The organism is Pseudomonas sp. H1_G08 (genome assembly GCF_054681355.1).
The window spans coordinates 279,204-301,686 of record NZ_CP162822.1 but is presented as its reverse complement, the minus strand read 5'-3'; the positions used below and the strand labels follow the sequence as shown (position 1 = coordinate 301,686).

At 59.9% G+C, this 22,483-nt stretch carries 25 protein-coding genes; 17 read left to right on the top strand and 8 right to left on the bottom strand.

The annotated features are described in order from the left end of the window. Positions 1-279: 279 nt before the first annotated feature. The 9 genes from AB4N85_RS01410 (at position 280) to AB4N85_RS01370 (ending at position 7,956) form a co-directional block, all read left to right on the top strand. Positions 280-1,407, top strand: coding sequence for a branched-chain amino acid ABC transporter substrate-binding protein (locus AB4N85_RS01410; RefSeq protein WP_016771354.1), 1,128 nt, complete (start codon positions 280-282; stop codon positions 1,405-1,407). Between the two features lie 229 nt (positions 1,408-1,636). Then, on the top strand, positions 1,637-2,560 hold the full coding sequence (livH, locus tag AB4N85_RS01405) for a high-affinity branched-chain amino acid ABC transporter permease LivH (RefSeq protein WP_016771355.1): 924 nt from the start codon (positions 1,637-1,639) through the stop codon (positions 2,558-2,560). Next, on the top strand, positions 2,557-3,813 hold the full coding sequence (locus tag AB4N85_RS01400) for a high-affinity branched-chain amino acid ABC transporter permease LivM (RefSeq protein WP_016771356.1): 1,257 nt from the start codon (positions 2,557-2,559) through the stop codon (positions 3,811-3,813). Before livH ends, AB4N85_RS01400 begins: the two co-directional genes overlap by 4 nt. Next, a complete protein-coding gene (gene livG, locus AB4N85_RS01395) occupies positions 3,810-4,577 on the top strand; it encodes a high-affinity branched-chain amino acid ABC transporter ATP-binding protein LivG (protein WP_016771357.1) in 768 nt (255 codons plus the stop codon). The genes AB4N85_RS01400 and livG overlap by 4 nt, the downstream gene beginning before the upstream one ends. Next, a complete protein-coding gene (locus AB4N85_RS01390; protein ID WP_003222380.1) occupies positions 4,578-5,279 on the top strand; it encodes an ABC transporter ATP-binding protein in 702 nt (233 codons plus the stop codon). It abuts the gene before it with no gap. A gap of 230 nt (positions 5,280-5,509) precedes the next feature. After that, positions 5,510-5,815 carry a BufA1 family periplasmic bufferin-type metallophore gene (locus AB4N85_RS01385; RefSeq protein WP_041478029.1) on the top strand — a complete coding sequence of 102 codons (306 nt, stop codon included), beginning with the start codon at positions 5,510-5,512 and terminating at the stop codon, positions 5,813-5,815. A 25-nt stretch (positions 5,816-5,840) separates the two neighbouring features. Beyond that, complete coding sequence (gene bufB, locus AB4N85_RS01380) at positions 5,841-6,728, top strand: MNIO family bufferin maturase (protein WP_095180556.1); 888 nt, start codon at positions 5,841-5,843, stop codon at positions 6,726-6,728. Continuing rightward, positions 6,725-7,483, top strand: coding sequence for an HvfC/BufC N-terminal domain-containing protein (locus AB4N85_RS01375; protein ID WP_095180555.1), 759 nt, complete (start codon positions 6,725-6,727; stop codon positions 7,481-7,483). The genes bufB and AB4N85_RS01375 overlap by 4 nt, the downstream gene beginning before the upstream one ends. Further along, on the top strand, positions 7,480-7,956 hold the full coding sequence (locus AB4N85_RS01370) for a DoxX family protein (protein ID WP_095180554.1): 477 nt from the start codon (positions 7,480-7,482) through the stop codon (positions 7,954-7,956). Before AB4N85_RS01375 ends, AB4N85_RS01370 begins: the two co-directional genes overlap by 4 nt. Positions 7,957-7,984: 28 nt before the next feature. Here AB4N85_RS01370 and AB4N85_RS01365 read toward each other — a convergent pair whose 3' ends face one another. Together AB4N85_RS01365 and AB4N85_RS01360 are read right to left on the bottom strand one after the other, a co-directional pair. Beyond that, positions 7,985-8,980: an IS110 family RNA-guided transposase gene (locus tag AB4N85_RS01365; RefSeq protein ID WP_460066159.1), complete on the bottom strand. Its 996-nt coding sequence runs from the start codon at positions 8,978-8,980 to the stop codon at positions 7,985-7,987. Positions 8,981-9,336: 356 nt separating this feature from the next. Beyond that, on the bottom strand, positions 9,337-10,251 hold the full coding sequence (locus AB4N85_RS01360) for a LysR family transcriptional regulator (RefSeq protein WP_056783386.1): 915 nt from the start codon (positions 10,249-10,251) through the stop codon (positions 9,337-9,339). Positions 10,252-10,355: 104 nt separating this feature from the next. Here AB4N85_RS01360 and AB4N85_RS01355 point away from each other — a divergent pair, with 104 nt between their 5' ends. Continuing rightward, on the top strand, positions 10,356-10,955 hold the full coding sequence (locus AB4N85_RS01355) for a short chain dehydrogenase (RefSeq protein WP_252868912.1): 600 nt from the start codon (positions 10,356-10,358) through the stop codon (positions 10,953-10,955). Positions 10,956-10,959: 4 nt separating this feature from the next. Here AB4N85_RS01355 and AB4N85_RS01350 read toward each other — a convergent pair whose 3' ends face one another. Further along, on the bottom strand, positions 10,960-11,307 hold the full coding sequence (locus AB4N85_RS01350) for a hypothetical protein (protein ID WP_252868911.1): 348 nt from the start codon (positions 11,305-11,307) through the stop codon (positions 10,960-10,962). A gap of 137 nt (positions 11,308-11,444) precedes the next feature. Here AB4N85_RS01350 and AB4N85_RS01345 point away from each other — a divergent pair, with 137 nt between their 5' ends. Next, the gene (locus AB4N85_RS01345; RefSeq protein WP_252868910.1) at positions 11,445-12,098 is read left to right on the top strand and encodes a COG3650 family protein; all 654 of its coding nucleotides are present in this window, start codon (positions 11,445-11,447) and stop codon (positions 12,096-12,098) included. 96 nt (positions 12,099-12,194) lie between these two features. Continuing rightward, entirely contained in the window at positions 12,195-13,808 is a 1,614-nt protein-coding gene (locus tag AB4N85_RS01340) for an NAD(P)/FAD-dependent oxidoreductase (RefSeq protein ID WP_041478036.1), read from the top strand. Positions 13,809-13,944: 136 nt separating this feature from the next. Here the strand turns inward: AB4N85_RS01340 and AB4N85_RS01335 are convergent, their stop codons facing one another. Beyond that, positions 13,945-15,039, bottom strand: coding sequence for a PLP-dependent cysteine synthase family protein (locus AB4N85_RS01335; protein ID WP_056783376.1), 1,095 nt, complete (start codon positions 15,037-15,039; stop codon positions 13,945-13,947). 251 nt (positions 15,040-15,290) lie between these two features. Between AB4N85_RS01335 and nhaA the strand changes: the two genes are divergently transcribed. The 5 genes from nhaA to AB4N85_RS01310 all read left to right on the top strand — a co-directional run bounded on the left by nhaA (position 15,291) and on the right by AB4N85_RS01310 (position 18,640). After that, the gene (gene nhaA, locus AB4N85_RS01330; RefSeq protein ID WP_252868909.1) at positions 15,291-16,475 is read left to right on the top strand and encodes a Na+/H+ antiporter NhaA; all 1,185 of its coding nucleotides are present in this window, start codon (positions 15,291-15,293) and stop codon (positions 16,473-16,475) included. A 171-nt stretch (positions 16,476-16,646) separates the two neighbouring features. Continuing rightward, complete coding sequence (locus AB4N85_RS01325) at positions 16,647-17,861, top strand: S-type pyocin domain-containing protein (protein ID WP_095180549.1); 1,215 nt, start codon at positions 16,647-16,649, stop codon at positions 17,859-17,861. Positions 17,862-17,868: 7 nt separating this feature from the next. After that, complete coding sequence (locus AB4N85_RS01320) at positions 17,869-18,120, top strand: colicin E3-like toxin immunity protein (protein ID WP_095180548.1); 252 nt, start codon at positions 17,869-17,871, stop codon at positions 18,118-18,120. Then, the gene (locus AB4N85_RS01315) at positions 18,121-18,366 is read left to right on the top strand and encodes a colicin E3-like toxin immunity protein (protein WP_252868908.1); all 246 of its coding nucleotides are present in this window, start codon (positions 18,121-18,123) and stop codon (positions 18,364-18,366) included. Positions 18,367-18,388: 22 nt separating this feature from the next. After that, positions 18,389-18,640, top strand: a complete 252-nt coding sequence (locus tag AB4N85_RS01310; RefSeq protein WP_252868907.1) for a pyocin S6 family toxin immunity protein — start codon at positions 18,389-18,391, stop codon at positions 18,638-18,640. A gap of 73 nt (positions 18,641-18,713) precedes the next feature. Here AB4N85_RS01310 and AB4N85_RS01305 read toward each other — a convergent pair whose 3' ends face one another. The 4 genes from AB4N85_RS01305 to AB4N85_RS01290 form a co-directional block, all read right to left on the bottom strand. Continuing rightward, complete coding sequence (locus AB4N85_RS01305; protein ID WP_016771369.1) at positions 18,714-19,178, bottom strand: outer membrane lipoprotein; 465 nt, start codon at positions 19,176-19,178, stop codon at positions 18,714-18,716. 180 nt (positions 19,179-19,358) lie between these two features. Then, the gene (gene pdxH / locus AB4N85_RS01300; RefSeq protein ID WP_024011915.1) at positions 19,359-20,006 is read right to left on the bottom strand and encodes a pyridoxamine 5'-phosphate oxidase; all 648 of its coding nucleotides are present in this window, start codon (positions 20,004-20,006) and stop codon (positions 19,359-19,361) included. Positions 20,007-20,030: 24 nt separating this feature from the next. Beyond that, positions 20,031-21,134, bottom strand: a complete 1,104-nt coding sequence (locus tag AB4N85_RS01295) for an OmpA family protein (RefSeq protein WP_095180546.1) — start codon at positions 21,132-21,134, stop codon at positions 20,031-20,033. 113 nt (positions 21,135-21,247) lie between these two features. Beyond that, entirely contained in the window at positions 21,248-22,393 is a 1,146-nt protein-coding gene (locus tag AB4N85_RS01290; RefSeq protein WP_150636404.1) for a serine hydrolase domain-containing protein, read from the bottom strand. Between the last annotated feature and the right edge of the window lie 90 nt (positions 22,394-22,483).

The window sequence follows — 22,483 nt, the reverse complement described above, 5'->3', positions numbered from 1 at the left end:
CGCTGCACCGAACGAAAAGAGCAGGAACGCCAGGGAATGCTGCCTTTTGGGATATATGCCCCCGATTGCCCCGCCGCAATTCTGTCTCTTTCATTCAAAAATGCGACACCCCCAAGTTTTGCCCCGTGGCGCCCGCTTCCCAGTTGATCAAGCGGCGCTCTACACTGTACCGGTACAGTTGCCGGGGCATTTTCCGGAGGGTATCGCAAAGATATCTGACCCGGTTCTGCTGCTACGGCGCCAGAACTCTAAAAAATACAACAGTAAGAGTGGAGCACTATGACTAAGGCTACTAAGCAGATTTCCAAACTGTTTGCCGCTATGGTTCTGGCCGGGGTTGCCAGCCATTCGTTCGCAGCTGACACCATCAAAATCGGTATCGCCGGCCCTAAAACCGGTCCAGTAGCCCAGTACGGCGACATGCAGTTCAGTGGCGCGAAAATGGCCATCGAGCAGATCAACGCCAAGGGCGGCGTCGACGGCAAGAAACTCGAAGCCGTTGAATACGACGATGCCTGCGATCCGAAACAAGCGGTAGCGGTAGCGAACAAGGTCGTCAACGACGGCGTCAAGTTCGTGGTCGGTCACTTGTGCTCCAGCTCCACCCAGCCAGCTTCGGACATCTACGAAGACGAAGGCGTGATCATGATCACCCCGGCTGCCACCAGCCCGGACATCACCGCCCGTGGCTACAAAATGATCTTCCGCACCATCGGTCTCGACAGCGCTCAAGGCCCTGCCGCCGGCAACTACATCGCCGATCACGTGAAACCGAAAGTGGTTGGCGTGCTGCACGACAAACAGCAGTACGGTGAAGGCATCGCCACCGCCGTCAAATCGACCCTCGAGAAGAAAGGCACCAAGGTTGCCGTCTTCGAAGGCGTCAACGCTGGCGACAAGGACTTCTCCGCCATCATCGCCAAGCTCAAGCAAGCCGGCGTCGACTTCGTCTACTACGGCGGCTACCACCCGGAGTTGGGTCTGATCCTGCGCCAAGCTCAGGAAAAAGGCCTGAAAGCCCGCTTCATGGGTCCGGAAGGCGTGGGTAACGACTCGATCACCCAGATCGCCAAGGATGCGTCCGAAGGCCTGCTGGTGACCCTGCCGAAATCCTTCGACCAGGATCCGGCCAACGTTGCCCTGGCTGACGCGTTCAAGGCCAAGAAGGAAGATCCGAGCGGTCCGTTCGTGTTCCCGTCCTACTCGGCAGTGACCGTGATTGCCGAAGGCATCAAGGCGGCCAAGTCCGAAGACGCGACCAAAGTGGCTGAAGCCATCCACGCCGGTTCGTTCAAGACCCCGACCGGCGACCTGAGCTTCGACGACAAGGGCGACCTGAAGGACTTCAAATTTGTCGTGTACGAGTGGCACAACGGCAAACCTAAAACTGAAGTTTCGCCTCAGTAAGGCCTTGCCCGACTGACTGCCAATAAAGCCCACGGCGTGCCGTGGGCTTTGTTTTGCGAATGTATGGGCCGCGCTGGCGTGATCCGCCAGTCTGCCCACCTGAAAATCTCAAAACCGTCATCAGCGGTTCGCTGGCAAAACCCGGATTCGAAGTGGATAGAGATCCACGGGGCCGGGCGGGAAAATGACTCCACCAGTGAAATGCGTACAGGTTTTTAGGAGCGCTGTAATGCCTGACCTCTATCACTTCTTCCAACAGCTGGTTAACGGCCTCAACGTTGGCAGCATGTATGCCCTGATCGCCATCGGCTACACGATGGTCTACGGCATCATTGGAATGATCAACTTCGCCCACGGCGAGGTGTACATGATCGGTTCCTACGTGGCCTTCATCGCCATCGCCGGGCTGACCATGATGGGACTCGACAGTGTCCCGCTGTTGATGACTGCGGCGTTCATCGCCAGCATCGTCGTCACCAGTTCCTACGGTTACAGCATCGAACGGATCGCCTACCGCCCCCTGCGCGGCAGCAACCGTCTGATCCCGCTGATTTCTGCCATCGGTATGTCGATCTTCCTGCAGAACACCGTTCTGCTGGCGCAAGACTCCAAGGACAAAGCTATCCCCAACCTGATCCCGGGCAACTTCGCCTTCGGTCCGGGTGGCGCACAAGAAGTGCTGATTTCCTACATGCAGATCGTGGTGTTCGTGGTGACCCTGATCGCCATGCTCGGCCTGACCCTGTTCATCTCCCGTTCCCGCCTGGGCCGCGCCTGCCGCGCCTGTGCCGAGGACATCAAGATGGCCAACCTGCTCGGCATCAACACCAACAACATCATCGCCCTGACCTTCGTCATCGGTGCTGCGCTGGCCGCCGTTGCCGCGGTGCTGCTGAGCATGCAATACGGCGTGATCAACCCCAACGCCGGTTTCCTCGTCGGCCTCAAGGCCTTCACCGCTGCGGTACTGGGCGGCATCGGCAGCATCCCCGGGGCAATGCTCGGCGGCTTGGTGCTCGGTGTAGCGGAAGCGTTCGGTGCCGATATCTTCGGCGACCAGTACAAGGACGTCGTTGCGTTCGGCCTGCTGGTTCTGGTGCTGTTGTTCCGTCCGACCGGCATTCTGGGCCGTCCGGAGGTTGAGAAAGTATGACTAGGAATCTTAAACAGGCACTGTTCAGTGCCTTGCTGGTGTGGGCGGTGGCCTACCCGGTACTGGGTCTGAAACTGACCATCGTCGGCATCAATCTGGAAGTGCACAACACCAGCCCTGCGGTACTTGCGACCATCGCGATCTGCTCGGTGCTGATGTTCTTGCGCGTGCTGTTCAACCAGCAGATCAGCAAGGCCTGGCGCTCCTCGCCGGGCATGCCGCTGATCCCGGCCAAGGCCAGCAACTTCCTGACCCTGCCAACCACCCAGCGCTATTTCATCATTGCGCTGATTCTGATCGCCCTGGTCTGGCCGTTCTTCGGCTCCCGTGGCGCGGTGGATATCGCAACGCTGATCCTGATCTACGTGATGCTCGGCCTGGGCCTGAACATCGTCGTCGGTCTGGCCGGTCTGCTTGACCTGGGCTACGTCGGTTTCTACGCCGTCGGCGCCTACAGCTACGCGCTGCTGTCGCATTACTACGGCTTGAGCTTCTGGATCTGCCTGCCGATTGCCGGCCTGATGGCGGCGACGTTCGGCTTCCTGCTGGGCTTCCCGGTGTTGCGTCTGCGCGGCGACTATCTGGCGATCGTGACCTTGGGTTTCGGCGAAATCATCCGTCTGTTCCTGCGTAACCTGACCGACATCACCGGTGGCCCGAACGGCATCAGCAACATCGAAAAACCGACGTTCTTCGGCCTGACCTTCGAGCGCAAAGCCGCCGAAGGCCTGCAGACGTTCCACGAGTATTTCGGCCTGCAATACAACTCGATCAACAAGGTGATCTTCCTTTACCTGGTTGCGCTGTTGCTCGCACTGGCCGCGCTGTTCGTGATCAACCGTCTGCTGCGCATGCCGATCGGCCGTGCGTGGGAAGCGCTGCGTGAAGACGAAATCGCCTGCCGCGCGTTGGGCCTGAACCCGACCGTGATCAAGCTCTCCGCCTTCACCCTGGGTGCTGCGTTCGCCGGTTTCGCCGGCAGCTTCTTCGCTGCACGTCAGGGGCTGGTGACGCCCGAGTCGTTCACCTTCATCGAGTCGGCGATCATCCTCGCCATCGTCGTGTTGGGTGGCATGGGCTCGCAACTGGGCGTGATTCTGGCGGCGATCGTGATGATCCTGTTGCCGGAAATGATGCGTGAGTTCAGCGAGTACCGCATGTTGATGTTCGGTGCGCTGATGGTGCTGATGATGATCTGGCGTCCACAAGGTCTGCTGCCGATGCAACGCCCACACATGGAGTTGCGCAAATGAGCCGCGAGATCCTTAAAGTCGAAAATCTGAGCATGCGCTTCGGCGGTTTGCTGGCGGTCAACGGCGTGGCGCTGACCGTCAAGGAAAAGCAGGTGGTTGCCCTGATCGGCCCGAACGGCGCCGGCAAGACCACCGTGTTCAACTGCCTGACCGGTTTCTATCAGCCTACCGGCGGCAGCATCCTGCTCGACGGCGAGCCGATCCAGGGCCTGCCGGGCCACAAGATCGCCCTCAAAGGCGTGGTGCGTACCTTCCAGAACGTGCGTTTGTTCAAGGACATGACCGCGGTCGAGAACCTGTTGATCGCCCAGCACCGTCACTTGAACACCAACTTCCTGTCCGGCCTGTTCAAGACCCCGGCGTTCCGCAAAAGCGAGCGCGAGGCGATGGAATTTGCCGAATACTGGCTGGAAAAGGTCAACCTCAAAGAGTTCGCCAACCGCACCGCCGGCACCCTCGCCTACGGCCAGCAACGGCGTCTGGAAATCGCCCGCTGCATGATGACCCGTCCGCGGATTCTCATGCTCGACGAACCGGCCGCCGGCCTGAACCCGAAGGAAACCGAAGACCTCAAGGCGCTGATCGGTGTGTTGCGCGAAGAGCACAACGTTACCGTGCTGCTGATTGAACACGACATGAAACTGGTCATGAGCATTTCCGACCACATCGTCGTGATCAATCAGGGCACGCCGCTGGCCGACGGTACGCCGGAACAGATCCGCGACAATCCTGAAGTGATCAAAGCCTACCTGGGGGAAGCGTAAATGCTGCAGTTCGAAAACGTTTCCACCTTCTACGGCAAGATTCAGGCCCTGCACAGCGTCAACGTCGAAGTCCGTCAGGGCGAGATCGTGACACTGATCGGCGCCAACGGTGCCGGCAAATCCACGCTGCTGATGACACTCTGCGGTTCGCCGCAGGCGCACAGCGGCAGCATCCGCTACATGGGTGAGGAACTGGTCGGCCAGGACTCGTCGCAGATCATGCGCAAGAGCATCGCCGTGGTCCCGGAAGGTCGTCGAGTGTTTGCCCGTCTGACCGTGGAAGAAAACCTGTCGATGGGCGGATTTTTCACCGACAAGGGCGACTATCAGGAACAGATGGACAAGGTCCTCGGACTTTTCCCACGCCTGAAAGAGCGTTTCAACCAGCGCGGCGGCACCATGTCCGGCGGCGAACAGCAGATGCTCGCCATCGGCCGTGCACTGATGAGCAAGCCCAAGCTGCTGCTGCTCGACGAGCCGTCGCTGGGTCTGGCGCCGATCATCATCCAGCAGATCTTCGACATCATCGAACAGCTGCGCAAGGACGGTGTGACGGTGTTCCTGGTCGAGCAGAACGCCAACCAGGCGCTGAAAATCGCCGACCGCGCCTACGTTCTGGAGAACGGCCGCGTGGTCATGCAAGGCACCGGTGAAGCGCTGCTGACCGACCCGAAAGTGCGCGAGGCGTACCTCGGCGGTTGAGTGTTATCGCTGCACAGAAAAACGGCTTTCGGGCCGTTTTTTTATGCCCAAACGAAAAACACCGATCCTCTGTGGGAGCGAGCCTGCTCGCTCCCACAGGGATACTGCTGAATCCGAAATTTTTTATAAATTTCTCGCCCCACCTGTAACGCATCCCCCCACCCGTTCTCTAGAGGGACAAGCAAGCGCAACAGCACTTGCAGAAACCCTGATAAACCTGGAGAAACATCATGACTGCGACTACCCGTACCCTGTCCGCCACCGCTCTGGTTCTGGCTCTCGGTTCCGCTCTGAGCATCGCCACTGTCTCCACCGCTCAGGCCGCTGATGCCAACATGGAAAAATGCTTCGGCGTAGCCCTCAAAGGCAAGAACGATTGCGCCGCAGGTGCCGGCACCACCTGCGCCGGCACGGCGAAAATGGACTATCAGGCCAACGCCTGGAAGCTCGTTCCGAAGGGCACCTGCGCCACCACCGAGAGCAAAACCTCGCCGACCGGTTTCGGTCAGCTCGAAGCCTTCAAAGCCAAGTCCTGATCCACGGCCTGCCTGAGTGACGCCCATGTTCAGTCATCACGAACCGTCCCTGCCGCGCACTCAGGCAGCTCGCACCGAGCTCCCTGCCCGCGCCGGGCTGGGGCTCAAGACCGGGCACTTCCTTGATGTGCTCGGCTCCGTACCGGACCTCGGTTTCTTCGAGGTCCACGCCGAAAACTACATGGTGGCCGGCGGCCCGTTTCATCATTTTCTCGGTCTGATTCGCGAACAGTACCCGCTGTCACTGCATGGCGTGGGACTGTCGATCGGTGGCGAAGGCCCGCTGGACAGCCAGCACCTCAAACGCCTCGCCGAGCTGATCGAGCGCTATCAACCGCAAGCCTTTTCCGAACATCTGGCATGGTCGAGCCACGGCCCGGTGTTCCTCAATGACCTGCTGCCACTGGCTTACGACACGCCGACGCTGAACCGCGTCTGTGCGCACATCGACCAGGTGCAGAACACTCTGAAACGACCGATGCTGCTGGAGAACCCGGCGACCTATCTGGGATTTGAGCACTCGACGATCGACGAGGCCGAGTTCATCGCCGAAGTAATCCGCCGCAGCGGCTGCGGCTTGTTGCTCGACGTCAACAATGTCTACGTGTCGTGCATCAATCATCAGCGCGATCCGTCGGCCTACCTTGATGCGTTACCGCTGCACGCAGCCGGCGAGATTCATCTGGCCGGCTTCGCTGAAGATTGCGACAACCTCGGCGACCGCTTGCTGATCGACGATCACGGCGCGCCGATTGATCCGGCCGTCTGGGATCTGTACCGGCAAGTGCTGCAACGTATCGGCCCGGTGGCGACACTCATCGAACGCGATAATCACGTCCCGACTTTCAACGCATTGCTCGCCGAAGCGCAGCAAGCCGAGACGCTGTTGCGTCGCGCGGAGCGTGCGGCATGAGCACGCAGGCGGACTTCGCCGCCGCTTTGCTCAATGCGCAACTGCCGTATCCCAAGGGCCTGTGCAGCCGCAATGGCGCTGATCCGTCGCGGCGTTTCGCGGTCTATCGCAACAACGTGCAAAGCTCGCTGATCAATGCCCTGGCCGACAGTTATCCGGTGGTGCTGCAATTGGTCGGCGAGGAATTCTTCCGCGCCATGGCGGCGATTTTCGTCCAGAGTCAGCCGCCTCACAGTCCGTTGATGAGCCGCTATGGCGAGGACTTCGCCGACTTCATCGCACAATTCGAACCCATTGCCGGCGTGCCTTATGTCGCAGACGTCGCGCGACTGGAGCACTTGCGTACTGTTGCCTACCACGCCGCCGATGCGCAGCCGATCCGGCCTGAACAAGTCAGTGCCGCGCTGGCCGATCCGCAGTCGCTGAGTGAACTGTGTTTCGAACTGCATCCCTCGCTGCACCTGCTCGACTCTGCTTTCGCGGTGGTGGCGATCTGGGCCGCGCATCAGCAGGAGCCAAGTCTGGCGGGCATTGGCCTCCATCAAGGCCAGCATGCCCTGGTGCTGCGCAACGGTCTCGACGTTGAGGTGTTTGCTCTTGAGGCGGGTGCGAGCGTGTTCATTGGTCATCTGCTCCAGGACTCGCCACTGCTCGCGGCGGCAGAAAACAGCCCGCCGTTCGATCTCGCCCAAACCCTCGCCTTACTGATTGCGCATAACGCGATTACCCGTCTGAATTACAAGGAGTTGCCATGAACGCCTTTATCCTGCGCGTCATCGCGCTGTTGGAAAAAATCCCGCACAGCCTGATTGCCTTCATCGCGCGTTTTTCCATCGCTGCGGTGTTCTGGAAATCCGGGCAAACCAAGGTCGAAGGACTGGCCGTCGATTTGATTGACGGCACTTTTGAACTGGGCTGGCCACGTTTGGCCGATTCGACGATTCCGTTGTTTCAGAGCGAGTACAACCTGCCGCTGTTGTCGCCGGAAATTGCCGCGCATCTGGCGGCGTTTGCCGAGCATGTGTTTCCGCTGCTGATCCTGCTCGGCCTAGCGACGCGGTTTTCCGCGCTGGCATTGCTCGGCATGACCCTGACCATTCAACTGTTTGTCTACCCGGATGCCTACCCGACCCACGGCACCTGGGCGGCGGTGTTGCTGTACCTGATGGCGACCGGGCCGGGCAAATTGTCGATCGATCAGCTGATTGCCCGCCGATGCCAAGGCTGACCTGAAACTGTAGATACTCTGTTCACGGTCAAGCTTTTTGGGTGTGTTTATCGCTAAAAAGCTTGGCTGTACTGAAGTCTTCGCCTGCCCGCATGCAGGCCCATAGTCCGGTCAGGTATTTGCGCATGACTGCGACAATAGCCTGCATCTTCCTCTTTCCTCGAGCCACCAAGGCTTCGTAAAACGCTTTCACATTTGGGTCGCAACGTATGGCGGTCAGCGCAGGCATGTACATCGCTGATCGCAAATAGGCATTGCCGCCCTTACTTATCCGGCCGGGTTTATCAATGCTGGTGCCTGATTGCGTGAGTCGGACATCGAGTCCGGCATGGCGGCTGACCTGCGCTGACTTGAGCGTTACCGGTAAGGTCGTCAGTTCAGCCAGCGCCGCAAATACTGAGATCTCACCCATGCCAGGGGCGGCGATCATGTGGGCGAACTGGGCGCTCAACGTTGGGCAGTTGTCGATCAATGCACGACCCGCTAGTCGGAAACGCTCGATTCGTTTGTCAAAGGCGTTGATGGCTTCTTCTTCGTCTTCAATCAGCATCAGAAGAGTTGTTTGAGTGGCTTTTAGTGCATGCAGCTCGTTTTTGGCGCGGGTGCGATGACCCGTCAAACGATTGATGTGGCGACCGATAGCGCGTAGCTCAAGCTGTATTGAAGTGGGCGGCGTCCACAACCTTGGGCTCATGCGTTCGCCGTACTCAGCTAATAACTGGGCATCGATTGCGTCCGTTTTGCTGTTTTTCAGCATCAGTTTTGCAAAGTTGTGAAAACTCTTCGGATTGATAACCGAGACTGGCAAACCCGCCGCAGCGAGCTCCATGGCCAAGTCCAGATAGTAGATTCCTGTGGCTTCCATCACCACAGACATAGGCTTGAGCTCAAGCAATTTGCCGACAGCAGCTTTGCGCCCCGCCGGTGTCTGGTCGATATTGCACTGACCTGCAAAGCGGCCGCCATTGCGCCAGCCCATCGCTGTAGTGCGAGATCCCACATCCAAGCCGACGTGCATGTTCATGCTTTCAACTCCAAGAGAACTGAGTTAAAAATGCTTCCTGGTTCCCCTGACCTCGAACTTCATGCCACTGCAACCTTGTAATGCGAAGTCCGACTCGTCGGCTTCTCGATACTCTTCGTGGTGGGCAATGAGGCGGGGGGACCTCTCTACATACAAGGTCAGGAGCAAGTCCTGCCTTAAGGAGCGATCGGTCTCCCCCAGAAACACATCTTCGTATGTCGCACCAGCGAGCTTAGATCTCATTCATGCTGGTGTGTGGGGAACATACAAGGAGCTGCCGAAGGCTGCGATCTTTTGATCTTGCTTCTAAAAATCCAAAGATCGCAGCCTTCGGCAGCTCCTACACAGGTTCGGTGTCAGCGCTGGAGTCGATCCAGCGCCTCGCCACTGCGCTTGAACCAGCCCATCAAATAATCCGCCAACACCTGCGTGCGCTTGGGCAATCCCCCCTGATACGGGTGCACCAGATACATCGGCATGCGTCGCGTCTGGTAATCGCGCAGCAACCAGCGCAAGCGGCCGTCCGCCAGTTCCGCTTGCAGTAGATACGACGGCAGACGGGCGATGCCGGCGCCGGACAGCGCTGCTTTCTTCAACAGGCTGTAGTGATTGCTGGCAAACGGACCCGAAACCCGCACCCGCAGCAACTCGTGCTGCTGGTGATACAGCCATTCTTCGCGACCGCTGTAATGGCTGTTGAGCAGACAACGATGCTCGGCCAAGGCATGCGGCGTCGCCGGCTCGCCGAAGCGCTCGAGGTAGGCCGGGCTGGCGCAGGTCATTTCGTGCCACGCCAACAACGGCTTGGCCACCAGCCGATCGTCATTGGCGACTTCGGCGCGAATCGCCAGATCAAAGCCATCGCGCGACAGATCGCGATAGCTGTTGTTCAGCTCCAGCTCGATTTGCACCTCGGGGTATTGCCCGGAAAACTCCAGCAGCAAGCCATCGAAGAAGGTCTCGCCGAGCGACACCGGAACCGTCATGCGCACGGGGCCGGCCATGTCGTCCTTCAACCGCGCCAAAGCCTGCCGTGCGCGTTCGACCTGGACCACCAGCGCCTGGGCCTGCGGCAGCAGCGCCGCCCCCGCCGCCGTCAGACTCAAGCGCCGGGTGGTGCGTTGCAGCAATACCACACCGAACTGCGCTTCGAGCTGGCTGATGCGCTTGGACAACTGGCCTTTGCTGCAGCCCAACTGCTGCGCCGCAAGGGTGAAACTGCCGGCCTCGATCAGCACAGCGAACGCGGCGAGATCATCCATTTCGCTCATGGATTGTTTCCAATTGAAAACCAAAGGTTGCCTATTAGTGCGCTTATCCGCTGAAAAAACCACCCTAGACTGAAACCTCATTCACACACATGGGGTACAGCACGATGAAAATTCTGTTGATAGGCGCAGGCGGCACCATCGGCTCAGCGGTGGACAAAGAATTGTCGCAACGCCACGAGGTCATTCGTATCGGTCGTAACAGCGGTGACTTGCAAGTGGATATCAGCGACAGCGCCTCAATCCGCAAGCTGTTCGAACAGACCGGCAAGTTCGATGCGCTGATCTGCGCGGCGGGCAACGTGACTTTTGCAGCGCTGGACGACATGACCGAAGACAGCTTCGCCCTCGGCCTGAAAGACAAACTGATGGGTCAGGTCAATCTGCTGCTGATCGGCCGCGAGTACGCCAACGATGGCGCTTCGTTCACGTTTACCACCGGCGTGCTCAGCCACGATCCGATTCGCAGCGGCGCCTCGGCAGCGCTGGTCAACGGCGCCATCGACAGCTTCGTCCGCGCCGCCGCCATCGAACTGCCGCGTGGCCTGCGGGTGAACTCGGTGAGCCCGACCGTACTCACCGAAGCCTTGGGCAAATACGCGCCCTACTTCCGTGGCTTCAAGCCGGTTCCTGCCGCGGAAGTGGCATTGGCCTACGCGAAAAGTGTCGAAGGCCTGCAAACCGGTCAGACGTTTCACGTGGCCTGAATGATTAATCGATCAGGGTAGGTAAAAGCCGTTTGGCGACAGACCGCGACATTGAGATCCTGAACTCCCCGCCCAGCTCGGATCGCACTGTCGCCGTGGAAATGTGCTGGCCGTTGATCGAAAGATTCAATGGCTGGCCCATCGCCTCATGACTGATTGCCTTAGCCCTCTCAGTGGCTACGGGTGTCAACACCAGGGACAGTTCGACAAGATCCGGATTGGGCCCCTGATCATCCTTGAGCAGCATTACCATCTTTGTGAAATCAACCCCTGACGAGAAAGCCAAATCGGCTGCCTGGACGCTGACAGCGCTTGCAGATGCCAACAGCAACAGCGCAATTTTCCATTTCATTTAACACTCCCTGATCCATCAAAAAACGTGCATGAGACTATGCGGGGCTCCCACGCCCGACTCAATAGTGGCAGACCAGACCTTGTGATAGGCACTCAGCCTCAGTAACGTGGCAGCACTTGTCTGGAGAGCCAAAGATGCGTGTTGCCCGTTCGTTCGTCCTCGTTGCCCTACTGCCGATGTTTGCCGCCTGCCAGTTGTTCGACGGCCAGCGTGAAAGTGTGTCCCATGCCGGGCAGACGCGCATGCAGGGGCAACTGACCGCCGCCGACGGCAAACTGGTGTTCCAGCCGTGCCAGGATCAGCGGCAACTGGTGGTCAACGACATCGGCGGCACCAGCGTCCTGCAAGAGGCCGCCACCCTTGCCGACGAGCAGGGCAAGCTGTTTGCCGATGTGCGCGGCAAGGTCTCCGGCGACCGTCTCGACCTCGGCCAGTTGTATCGCGTCGAGCGCTCGGGCACGGCCTGCGACGATCCGAATTTCAAACTGCTGATCCTGCGCGCTGCCGGCCATGGCCCGGAATGGAACGTCAAGGTCAGCGGCAAAGGCATGGTCATCGAGCGCGACGGCCAGGCTCCACTCGCCGTGCCGTATGTGGAAGAGCAACTGGGCGACGGCCGCTTCAATCTCAGCAGCGAAGCCAACAACCAGCGCATCGAATTGTGGGTTGCGCCACAGCGCTGCGTCGACAGCAGCACCGGCAGCGTGCAGCATATGAGCGCCGAGTTGCGTATCGACGGCCAGGTCCAGCGCGGCTGCGGCTATTTCGGCGGCGCGCGTAACGACTGATCGTTTTTCCCCCACGGATCCGCTCGCGGCGGCTTATAATCGCCGCCTTCAAACGCCCTGGCGCAGTTGTGCGCCCCGCGAATCCGGATCCCCGCCATGTTACGAATCACTGAACTCAAGCTGCCAATCGACCATCCCGAAGAAGACCTGCGCGCCGCCATCGTGCAGCGTCTGGGCATCGCCAGCGATGATCTGCTCGATTTCACCTTGTTCAAGCGCAGCTATGACGCGCGCAAAAAGTCCTCCGAACTGTGCTTCATCTACACCATCGACCTCAACGTACGCGACGAGGCCAGAGTGTTGGGCAAGTTCGCCGACGACCGTAACGTCAACGTGGCGCCGGATGTCAGCTACAAATTCGTCGGCCAGGCACCGAGCGATCTCGGTCAGCGGCCGATCGTCGTCGGTTTCGGCCCGTGCGGCATCTTCGCCGGCCTGCTGCTGGCGCAGATGGGCTTCAAACCGATCATTCTCGAACGCGGCACCGAAGTCCGTCAGCGCACCAAGGACACCTGGGGCCTGTGGCGCAAAAGCGTGCTCAATCCCGAGTCCAACGTACAGTTTGGCGAAGGCGGCGCGGGCACGTTCTCCGACGGCAAGCTGTATAGCCAGATCAAGGACCCGAAATTCCTCGGCCGCAAAGTCCTGCACGAGTTCGTCAAGGCCGGCGCGCCGGAAGAAATCCTCTACGTCAGCAAGCCGCACATCGGTACGTTCCGCCTGACCGGTATGGTCGAAAACATGCGCGAGCAGATACGCGAACTGGGCGGTGAAGTGCGCTTCCAGGAGCGCGTCAGCGACGTGCTGATCGAAGACGGCCAACTGGTGGGGGTGCAACTGGCCAGCGGCGAAACCCTGCATTCCAAACACGTGGTTCTGGCCCTCGGCCACAGCGCCCGCGACACCTTCCGCATGCTCCATAGCCGTGGCGTGTTCATGGAAGCCAAGCCGTTCTCGGTGGGTTTCCGCATCGAACATCCGCAGTCGCTGATCGACCGCGCGCGCCTGGGCAAGTACGCCGGCCACCCGAAACTTGGCGCGGCCGATTACAAACTGGTGCACCACGCCAAGAATGGCCGTTCGGTGTACAGCTTCTGCATGTGCCCGGGCGGCACCGTGGTCGCGGCGACCTCCGAGCCCAATCGCGTGGTCACCAATGGCATGAGCCAGTACTCGCGTAACGAGCGCAATGCCAACTCCGGCATCGTCGTCGGCATTACCCCGGAAGTCGATTATCCGGGCGGCCCGCTCGCCGGTATCGAGTTGCAGGAGCGCCTGGAATCCCACGCGTTCATCCTTGGCGGCAGCGACTACAAGGCTCCGGCGCAACTGGTTGGCGACTTCATCAACGACATTCCATCGACCGAACTGGGCGAAGTCGAGCCGTCGTACAAGCCGGGCGTGGCGCTGGGCGATCTGGCCTTGGCGCTGCCGGACTTTGCCATTGAGGCGATCCGTGAAGCCTTGCCAGCGTTCGAGAAGCAGATTCGCGGTTATTCTCTGCACGACGCCGTGCTGACCGGAATCGAGACGCGCACTTCATCGCCGCTGCGCATCACCCGCAACGAGTCGCTGCAGAGCATGAACGTCAAAGGCCTGTTCCCGGCCGGTGAAGGCGCGGGCTATGCCGGCGGGATTCTCTCGGCGGGTGTTGACGGGATTCGCATTGCCGAGGCAGTGGCTCGCGATATCCTCGGACTGGAAGCCTGATCAGCATCAACTGACCCAACACAAAACCCTGTGGGAGCGAGCCTGCTCGCGAAAGCGGTCTGTCACTCAACGAAGTTGTTGAATGTGATTCCGCCTTCGCGAGCAGGCTCGCTCCCACATTGGTTTTTGCGTTTCTTCAGATGTTGGCGCGCAGCACCGAGGTCGGCAGCGCCTCCCCGCGCTCGGCACTCGCCGCCACCGCTGCAATCAAATCACCCAGTTCATAGCCCTGCGCCTTCAGCCATTGCTGATCGTAATACGTGTCGGCATAACGCTCGCCGCCATCGCACAGGATCGCCACGATCGACCCCGACTGCCTCGCCGCTTTCATCTGTTGCGCCGCCATCAGCGCACCGATCAGATTGGTCCCGCTCGACCCGCCGACATGCCGCCCCAAACGCTGCGCCAGATAATGCATGGCCGCCAGCGACAGGGCGTCCGGCACCTTGACCATCGCATCGATCACCTTGGGCAGGAACGACGCTTCCACCCTAGGTCGACCAATGCCCTCGATGCGCGAGCCGCAGTCCAGACGCAGGCTGGCATCACCGCTCTGATAGAAATCGAAGAACACCGAACGCTCGGCATCGGCACACAACACGCGGGTGCAGTGCTGGCGATAACGCACGTATCGACCAAGGGTCGCTGTAGTCCCGCCAGTGCCGGGGCTGGAAATCAGCCACGTCGGCTCAGGGTGCTTTTCGTAGCGCATCTGCTGGAAGATCGACTCGGCGATGTTGTTGTTCGCTCGCCAGTCGGTGGCACGTTCGGCGTAGGTGAACTGATCGATGAAGTGACCGCCATGCTCGCGGGCCAGGCGCTCGGATTCGGCGTAGATCTGCGTCGGATCCTGCACCAGATGGCTCTGCCCGCCGTAAAAAGCAATCTGGGCAATCTTCTCTTTCGAAGTCGTCGCCGGCATTACTGCGATAAACGGCAAACCGAGCATGCGCGCGAAATACGCTTCGGAAATCGCCGTCGACCCACTGGACGCTTCGATCACCGGCGCGCCGGGTTTCAGCCAGCCGTTGCACAGCGCGTAAAGGAACAGCGAACGGGCCAGGCGATGCTTGAGGCTGCCGGTGGGGTGGCTGGATTCGTCCTTGAAATACAACTCGATGCCGGCAAAACCGGGCAGCGGCAAAGGGATCAGGTGGGTGTCGGCGCTGCGCTGGAAGTCCGCCTCGATGATGCGGATGGCTTCGCGTGCCCACTGTCGGTTGTCGCTCATGGTCTCGGTTCTCATTGAATCAGCCAGGAGATCGGTCTCCTGAAAAAGGTCTGGCGCAAGCTTAGGAAAAATACCGCAGACGGCAAAGATACAGCTGAGTCTCAATGTGTCGGGCAACTGCTAGGCTCAGTGCTGCCCGAGCCAGACAGCCTGTAACGACATATAACAAAAAAGAATATAACTTTTGTTTTAACAACTAACGGTACGGGTTAGGGTGTTTCACCTTTTTCTTGATTCGATGGAGAGCGACCTTGCCTCTGCGTAGCACTTTCACGCGTTTCTTTCAGTTGGAAGCCGCCAGCGGTCTGCTATTGATCGCCGCAGCCGTTCTCGCGCTGATCATCAACAACTCACCGCTGTCGTGGCTGTACACCGGCCTGCTCGACACCCCGGTGGTGGCGCAGATCGGCGCGTTGAAAATCGCCAAACCTCTGCTGCTGTGGATCAATGACGGCCTGATGGCGATGTTCTTCCTGCTGATCGGTCTGGAAGTCAAACGCGAAGTGCTCGACGGCCAATTGTCCAAGCCTTCGCAGATCGTCCTGCCCGGCGCAGCGGCGATCGGCGGCATGCTGGTGCCGGCGCTGATCTACTGGTTCCTCAACCGCGACAACCCCGCCGCCCTGAGTGGCTGGGCCATTCCGACCGCCACCGACATCGCCTTCGCCCTCGGCGTATTGGCCCTGCTTGGCAAACGCGTTCCGGTGTCGCTGAAACTGTTCCTGATGACCCTGGCGATCATCGATGACCTGGGCGCCATCGTCATCATCGCAATCTTCTATTCCGGCGAACTCTCGACCCTGTCCCTTGGCCTGGCGGCTGCGTGCATTGCCGCGCTGGTGGCGATGAACCGGCTCGGCGTGGTCAAGCTCGGGCCGTACATGATCATCGGCCTGATCCTCTGGGTCTGCGTGCTCAAAAGCGGTGTCCACGCGACACTGGCCGGCGTGACCCTGGCTTTCTGCATTCCCCTGCGCACGAAAAACGCCGAGTCGTCGCCGCTGCTGACCCTCGAACACGCGCTGCACCCCTGGGTCGCCTACGGCATCCTGCCGCTGTTCGCCTTCGCCAACGCCGGCCTGTCACTGAGCGGCGTCACCGTCGAAAGCTTCACCCACGACGTACCGATGGGCATCGCCATCGGCCTGCTGTTGGGCAAGACCGTCGGCGTGTTCGGCCTGACCTGGCTGGCGGTCAAGATCGGCATCGCCGCCCTGCCCCAAGGCGCCAACTGGGGCCAGGTCCTCGGCGTGGCAGTCCTCTGCGGCATCGGCTTCACCATGAGCCTGTTCGTCGGCTCGCTGGCCTTCGAACCCGGCGTGAGTGATTACGCCGGCATGGATCGCATGGGCATCCTCACCGGCTCGATTCTCGCGGCGGTGATTGGTTATGCGGTGACGGCGGCGGCGAGTCGCAAGAATTCACAACTGCAATGACCCCTGTGGCGAGGGAGCTTGGCCCTCGCCACAGATTCCTCGCCTGACAGTTACGCAGCGAACAATCCCCACGTCATTAGCGACCCGTCCTACAGCCACACTTTCTCCGCTTCGATAACGTCCTGCAGCCCCTTTCCGAGGGGCTGTCGATGATGAACGAAGGGATGATCAGTGGCGCGGAACAAGGACATTCCCCGGGTGCAAAACCCACCGCAGGGCGACGGGCATCACGTTACCTGGCGGTATATGACGGCCGCAGAACTGGCCGAGCGCGAAGCCGGGCAAAACGCTTACGACGCGATGCTGGCGCGGCAGGAGGCGTTCGAGCGCAGCCGTGAAGTGGCTGCGAAAAAACCTGAAGCCGTGCGTGCCGGCTGTGTATTCGCCAAGTCCTGCAAGTTGCCGGATGCGATTATCGATTACAGCAATCCTTCCGGCATGGTGCCGACCGACAGCCTGAAGGATTACGGCGAGCTGATCCTGCTCGGCGCTCGCGAAGCCGACGCAAGCGGCGGCATTCCTCTCAAGAAAATCAGCGCCAACACCATCCCGGTCGGGTTCGGCAGTCTGGCCTTGGCAGGCTCGGCTTTTGAAGTGCTACCGGCGCTCGCCTCCCCTGCGGCGGCTGCGACTTTGGTGGGGCTGATTGCGCTTTTGATGCCATCCAGCCTGGGCGACAGCGCGCTCTACACCGATGAGCAACTGAGCACACTCAAACAAGCCCGAACCCGCGTGCGCCTGCGCGTCGAGCAACAGGCCGATGGCAGCCTCAAGGGTTACGGTTTCTACACCGGTAAGAACCGCGATTGGGAAATGGTCGATGTCGTGCAGTTCATTGCGCGTGGCGACCGGTTCGTTGCCGATCTGGGTGAAGGCGTCGAACTGCTCTGGACCCCGGCGGTGGATGGCTCGGACATTCTCGGCATTCCAGCACTGGAGGCCGCACCGCAGGCACCGCATATCTGGGTGTATCCACCGACGAAGGCGGCGGACGGGATACTGGTGAATCCGCTTTATCCGCCGGAGTACAAAGATTTCATTCTGGTGTTTCCCACAGACTCGGGTGTAAAACCGATTTACATCGTTGTCAGCTCTGCGAAAGGCACCGCTGAAGCGGGACATACCTATCACCCCGCTCCCGAAACGTCGGATATCACAGCCTTTCCCGATTTAAGAAGAGCAAAAAAGAAAACGCCGTTCAACGGTGGGCTCCGGGATCGCTGGATCAATGCAAAAGGCCGAATAATTTATGAATGGGACTATTTACACGGCGAGCTTGAAGGCTACCGCGCAAGTGATGGCAGCCATTTAGGCTCTTACGACCACAGAACTGGTGAACAGATAGATCCACCCAAAAAAAACCGTAGTATTAAAAAATATTTATGAGGATTACATGGGACTCAAAGCCAGACTCGAATGGTACGACCAACAAACCGAACTGGGTGAGGGGGAGGAACTGTCGAAAGACTTTGGCGAGGACGGCTCATTAATGGAAGCATTAGGCCTACCGTCGAAAAGCTTCAATAACGGCGGATTTGATGTAAAAGCCGATTGGATCAAGACTCTCCAGCCCCACTTCCAGCATTCCATTCAATTTTCTTCTTACGACTATCAGGTATCGTTCGTTTACCGGGATCAATGGTAGATGGGACTGGAACTGAGATTGGAATGGAACGACACAGCAACCTTGGAGTTTCAGGGGGAAGAGTCGTCAAAAGACCTGGGTGGTGACGAGTCAGTGTTAAACGCCTTGGGGATTCCCGCCGCGGACAACATCAACAATGGCAGTTTCAACGTCGCTCAAAATTGGCTCGCCACCATTCAGCCGTATTTTCAACATCAAATCGATTTGAGAGTTCACGACTATCAAATTTCGTTTGACTACGGCTAACAGCCCCGGAAGTATTAGCTCCATGCACTTTCTTTTAATTACCGGTTTTTTCCCTGACGAAGCCCAAGACGACTCCGTGCAATTCGAGCTGGATATCACAGGCAGCGAGATGAATGAAAAAGTGGCTCAGCTCATTGAATCAAAGCCCTTGGATGAGGTGGAACCCGGCGAGCTGTTGTTGACTCAGGATCAGGTAACCGCATTGGAAAACCTGCTCAACGTCAGTTTTCCAAAGGGCCTCGAATACTTCATGGGCACCTGCGCAACATACTGAATGAGCAATTCACAAACAAAGAAAAACCCCGACCAGTCACCTGATCGGGGTTTTCCTTTACCCGGCTTCCCGCTTAGTGCGAAACGCGGCTGGTTCCGCCAACGGTGGAAATCCGTACCCGCTCGCCAACGCGGAATACTTCATTCTCCTGAACCTGCTGCACATAGGCGCGCATGCTGCCGTCGTCTTCGCGGACGGTGATTTCCACGCCCTGGGTGCGGGTCAGGCCTTCTTCGGTGGCCGAGCCAAGCAGGCCGCCGGCCACTGCGCCGATGACCGCAGCCACAATGCTGCCCTTGCCGCCGCCGATAGCGCTGCCGCCGACGCCGCCGACCACTGCGCCTGCTGCGCCGCCGATCGGGGTCTTGGTGCCTTCGATTTTTACCGGTCGCAGGGATTCGATGGTGCCCATGCGAATCGTCTGCACACGACGCGCTTCGTCACGGGAGTAGGAGTCGCCAGTGAGGCTCGATTGGCAGCCGGTCAGCAACATCGCCATCGTCGAAAAGGAAGCAACCAGCAGAACAGACTTACGCATAGCATCAACTCCAAAAAAACATGTGTTCATTAAACCCCGTGGCCTGGCGCCTGTCACGACACCATCCGGATAAAATTGGCTTCCATTCAGGCCTGGTACAGATGCCCGCAAGCGTCCACTCAAGGTAGCGTCAAATCAGCGATCCTGCGCCATCCGCGTTTATCTCGCTCGGTAGACTGCTCAGGGTGCCAGTCGTTCCAGAATCCACTCGGCGCCCTGGAGGCGGTAGTTGAGGCGATCGTGCAGGCGGCTCGGACGGCCCTGCCAGAACTCGATGCGCTCAGGCAACAAGCGGTAACCGCCCCAATGTTCCGGGCAGTGCGGCTGGCTGTCGCTGAAGCGTTGCTCGGTGGCCTTGAGCAAATCCTCCAGTTCGCCACGACCGTTGATGACCCGGCTCTGCGGCGAGGCCCAGGCGCCGAGGCGGCTACCCAGCGGACGCACCTGATAATACGCGTCGGACTCTTGCGCCGTGACCTTGACCACCCGCCCTTCGATGCGCACCTGGCGCTCCAGGGTGGGCCAGAAGAAGGTCATGGCGGCAAACGGGTTGGCCGCCAGATGCTGGCCCTTGGCGCTGTCGTAGTTGGTGAAGAAGGTGAAGCCCTGCTCGTCCAGGCCCTTGAGCAACAAAATGCGGCAATGCGGACGACCGTCGGCATCGACCGTGGCCAGGGTCATGGCATTGGCTTCCACCGGCGCCTGCTCGGTTTTCACCGCATCGGCGAACCACTGGTGAAACAGCGCAAACGGCTCGGCCGGGGCTTGCGCCTCGGTCAAACCGTCACGGGTGTAGTCGCGACGCATATCGGCCAGAGCCTGGGTCATGGCGGATTCCTTTTCGTTAGCGGATCACTTCTTGGCGGCGTCGGCTGCGGCGACTTTCTTGTCGGTCGCGGCGGCTTTGGCTGGTGCAGTTTTTTTCGCTGGAGCCTTGGCCGGGGCCTTCTTCGCAGGAGCCTTGGCGGCGGTTTTCTTGGCTGGCGCCTTTTTCGCCGCCGGCACAGCGGCTTTTTTCGCCGCAGGCGCCGGGGTAACCGGTTTGGCCACTGGCTTGACGTCTTGCGCAGCGACCATCGTTACAGGCTTCGGTGCTGGCATGTTGTATTTGCTCAGCAGTGCAACCATGGTGTTCTGCGGAGTCACCAGCAGCTCGACACGACGGTTCAAGGCGCGGCCTTCAACGCTGTCGTTGGCCGCACGCGGCGCTTCGGAACCCATACCGCGCAGCATCAGGCGATCACGTTGCAAGCCGCTGAGGCGGAAGATCGCCGCCACCGATTGCGCACGCTCCTGGCTCAGTTTGACGTTGGCCGGCGCAGCACCGCTGGTATCGCTGTGACCGAGCACCAGCACTGCGGTTTTCGGGTCGGCTTCAAGGATTTTCGCTACGCGAGTGAACGGGCCAAGAGTGACCGGCAGCAGCATCGCCGGGCGATCCGGGTTGAACGAGCCTTCGACCGGCGCCGTCACTACCAGCACATTGTCGCGACGTTCGAGTTGCAGATTGCTGTCCTTCACCGCTTCACGCAGACGCGGTTCGTAGTCATCCAGCCAGGCCTGAGTCACCTTCGGATCGGGCATCGGCACGGCTTTGGCGGTTGGCTGATCCTTGCCGCCGAACGGCCACCACCATTTGCCATTGGACTGCGCCTCGGCTTTGGCCACCTCGACCGGTTTGGCTTCAGGTTTGACCTCGGCTTTCAGATCAGCCTTGGCCGCTTCATCGCTGGAACCGAACGGCCAGTACCACGGGTTGCTGCTTTCGGCCTTGGCCACTGGCGCAGTCGCCGCAGGTTTCAAAGGAGCCGGAGCCGGGGCCGAATCTTTGGCCGCGACTTTGTCGGAAGAACCGAACGGCCACCAACTGCCGCCATCTGCATCGTTTTTCGGAGTCTGTGCGCAACCGGTGATCGCTACACACAGGGCCAGGGCGAGGGTCTTTTTAGATGACATTGAAAATCCACAAAATGAAGTAATGAAAAATCAGAGCACTTTCGCCCGGATAAACAGCCGTTTTGAAACGAAAATCCCTTCGAGGTTCCGACCCTGGAACCTCAGTTGAAGCTTTACAGACAAGTGGCAAGCACCCGCGCCAGCTTTTGTGCACGCGGATCCATCAAAACGTAAGGCCCCAGGGTATTTGTCACGAAACCGAAAGCCACATCGTGCTCCGGATCAGCAAAACCGATCGAGCCGCCCGCTCCCGGATGACCGAACGCGCGTGGTCCGAGGCCGTAGGTGGCGTTGGGCACGTCCGGTTGATCGAGCATGCAGCCGAGGCCGAAACGGGTGCGGGTGAGCAAGGTCTTGTCATCGCCAAGGCTGTGCTCGCGGGTCAGCTCTTCGAGCATCTCGCTTTCGAGCAGGCTGCCGTCCAGCAGGCCGGCGTAAAACCCGGCGAGGCTGCGCGCATTGCCGTGGCCGTTAGCCGCAGGCTGGTGCATGCGGCGCCATTCCGGCTTGTTGGTGCTGGTCAGCACTGACGGCGGATTGGTGAAGGCGCGGGTAGTCATGGCCGTCGGTTCGCGCATGGTCACTTGCAGCAGGCGCTGAGCCGCAGCGTCGCCGGCGTTGCCCTTGCCACGGGCGATGTGCGCCACGCGATGAAACTCTTCGTCGGCCAGGCCCACATGGAAATCCAGGCCCAACGGTTTGGCGACCCGAGCGACGATCGACTCGCCCGGCCCACGCCCGTCAGCGCGGCGCAGCAATTCGCCGACCAGCCAGCCGTAGGTGATCGCGGCATAACCGTGACCGGTGCCCGGCGTCCACCATGGCGCTTCGGCGGCGAGGGCGTCGACCATGGTTTGCCAGTCGTAAAGGGCTTCAGGGGCGAGCAGTTCGCGCAGCGCCGGCAAGCCGGCCTGATGGCAGAGCAATTGGCGCAGGGTGACGGATTCTTTGCCGGCGGCGGCGAATTCCGGCCAGTAGCGGGCAACCGGGGCATCGAGTTGCAACTTGCCTTCAGCCACCAGTTGCAGCGCGGTAACGGCGGTGAAGGTCTTGGTGCAGGAGAACAGGTTGGCGATGGTGTCGCTGTGCCAGGCTTCGCTGCCGTCCTTGTCGGCGGTACCGGACCAGAGGTCGAGGACGGTTTCTCCACCGACCTGGATGCACAGGGCTGCGCCGCGTTCCTGGGGATCGTCGAACAGTGCGGCGAAAGCCTCGCGCACCGCTTCGAATTGAAGCTCGTAATGTCCCTGAATCTGCACCCGCAACTCCCCCGCGAAAACGCTCTACAAAGTGGCCCGCATTGTTCCAGCCCTTGAGGGATTTGGGAACAGGCGCGGGCCAGACGGTTG

Excerpts from the sequence above, each read along its gene's own strand:
- AB4N85_RS01385 (WP_041478029.1), top strand. The coding sequence starts at position 5,510 with ATGACTGCGACTACCCGTACCCTGTCCGCCACCGCTCTGGTTCTGGCT.
- AB4N85_RS01375 (WP_095180555.1), top strand. The coding sequence starts at position 6,725 with ATGAGCACGCAGGCGGACTTCGCCGCCGCTTTGCTCAATGCGCAACTG.
- AB4N85_RS01335 (WP_056783376.1), bottom strand. The coding sequence starts at position 15,039 with ATGAGCGACAACCGACAGTGGGCACGCGAAGCCATCCGCATCATCGAG.
- AB4N85_RS01340 (WP_041478036.1), top strand. The coding sequence starts at position 12,195 with ATGTTACGAATCACTGAACTCAAGCTGCCAATCGACCATCCCGAAGAA.
- AB4N85_RS01295 (WP_095180546.1), bottom strand. The coding sequence starts at position 21,134 with ATGTCATCTAAAAAGACCCTCGCCCTGGCCCTGTGTGTAGCGATCACC.
- AB4N85_RS01305 (WP_016771369.1), bottom strand. The coding sequence starts at position 19,178 with ATGCGTAAGTCTGTTCTGCTGGTTGCTTCCTTTTCGACGATGGCGATG.
- livG (WP_016771357.1), top strand. The coding sequence starts at position 3,810 with ATGAGCCGCGAGATCCTTAAAGTCGAAAATCTGAGCATGCGCTTCGGC.
- livH (WP_016771355.1), top strand. The coding sequence starts at position 1,637 with ATGCCTGACCTCTATCACTTCTTCCAACAGCTGGTTAACGGCCTCAAC.
- AB4N85_RS01370 (WP_095180554.1), top strand. The coding sequence starts at position 7,480 with ATGAACGCCTTTATCCTGCGCGTCATCGCGCTGTTGGAAAAAATCCCG.
- AB4N85_RS01400 (WP_016771356.1), top strand. The coding sequence starts at position 2,557 with ATGACTAGGAATCTTAAACAGGCACTGTTCAGTGCCTTGCTGGTGTGG.
- AB4N85_RS01410 (WP_016771354.1), top strand. The coding sequence starts at position 280 with ATGACTAAGGCTACTAAGCAGATTTCCAAACTGTTTGCCGCTATGGTT.
- AB4N85_RS01345 (WP_252868910.1), top strand. The coding sequence starts at position 11,445 with ATGCGTGTTGCCCGTTCGTTCGTCCTCGTTGCCCTACTGCCGATGTTT.
- pdxH (WP_024011915.1), bottom strand. The coding sequence starts at position 20,006 with ATGACCCAGGCTCTGGCCGATATGCGTCGCGACTACACCCGTGACGGT.
- AB4N85_RS01355 (WP_252868912.1), top strand. The coding sequence starts at position 10,356 with ATGAAAATTCTGTTGATAGGCGCAGGCGGCACCATCGGCTCAGCGGTG.
- bufB (WP_095180556.1), top strand. The coding sequence starts at position 5,841 with ATGTTCAGTCATCACGAACCGTCCCTGCCGCGCACTCAGGCAGCTCGC.
- AB4N85_RS01360 (WP_056783386.1), bottom strand. The coding sequence starts at position 10,251 with ATGAGCGAAATGGATGATCTCGCCGCGTTCGCTGTGCTGATCGAGGCC.
- AB4N85_RS01315 (WP_252868908.1), top strand. The coding sequence starts at position 18,121 with ATGGGACTGGAACTGAGATTGGAATGGAACGACACAGCAACCTTGGAG.
- AB4N85_RS01390 (WP_003222380.1), top strand. The coding sequence starts at position 4,578 with ATGCTGCAGTTCGAAAACGTTTCCACCTTCTACGGCAAGATTCAGGCC.
- AB4N85_RS01365 (WP_460066159.1), bottom strand. The coding sequence starts at position 8,980 with ATGAACATGCACGTCGGCTTGGATGTGGGATCTCGCACTACAGCGATG.
- AB4N85_RS01350 (WP_252868911.1), bottom strand. The coding sequence starts at position 11,307 with ATGAAATGGAAAATTGCGCTGTTGCTGTTGGCATCTGCAAGCGCTGTC.
- AB4N85_RS01310 (WP_252868907.1), top strand. The coding sequence starts at position 18,389 with ATGCACTTTCTTTTAATTACCGGTTTTTTCCCTGACGAAGCCCAAGAC.
- AB4N85_RS01320 (WP_095180548.1), top strand. The coding sequence starts at position 17,869 with ATGGGACTCAAAGCCAGACTCGAATGGTACGACCAACAAACCGAACTG.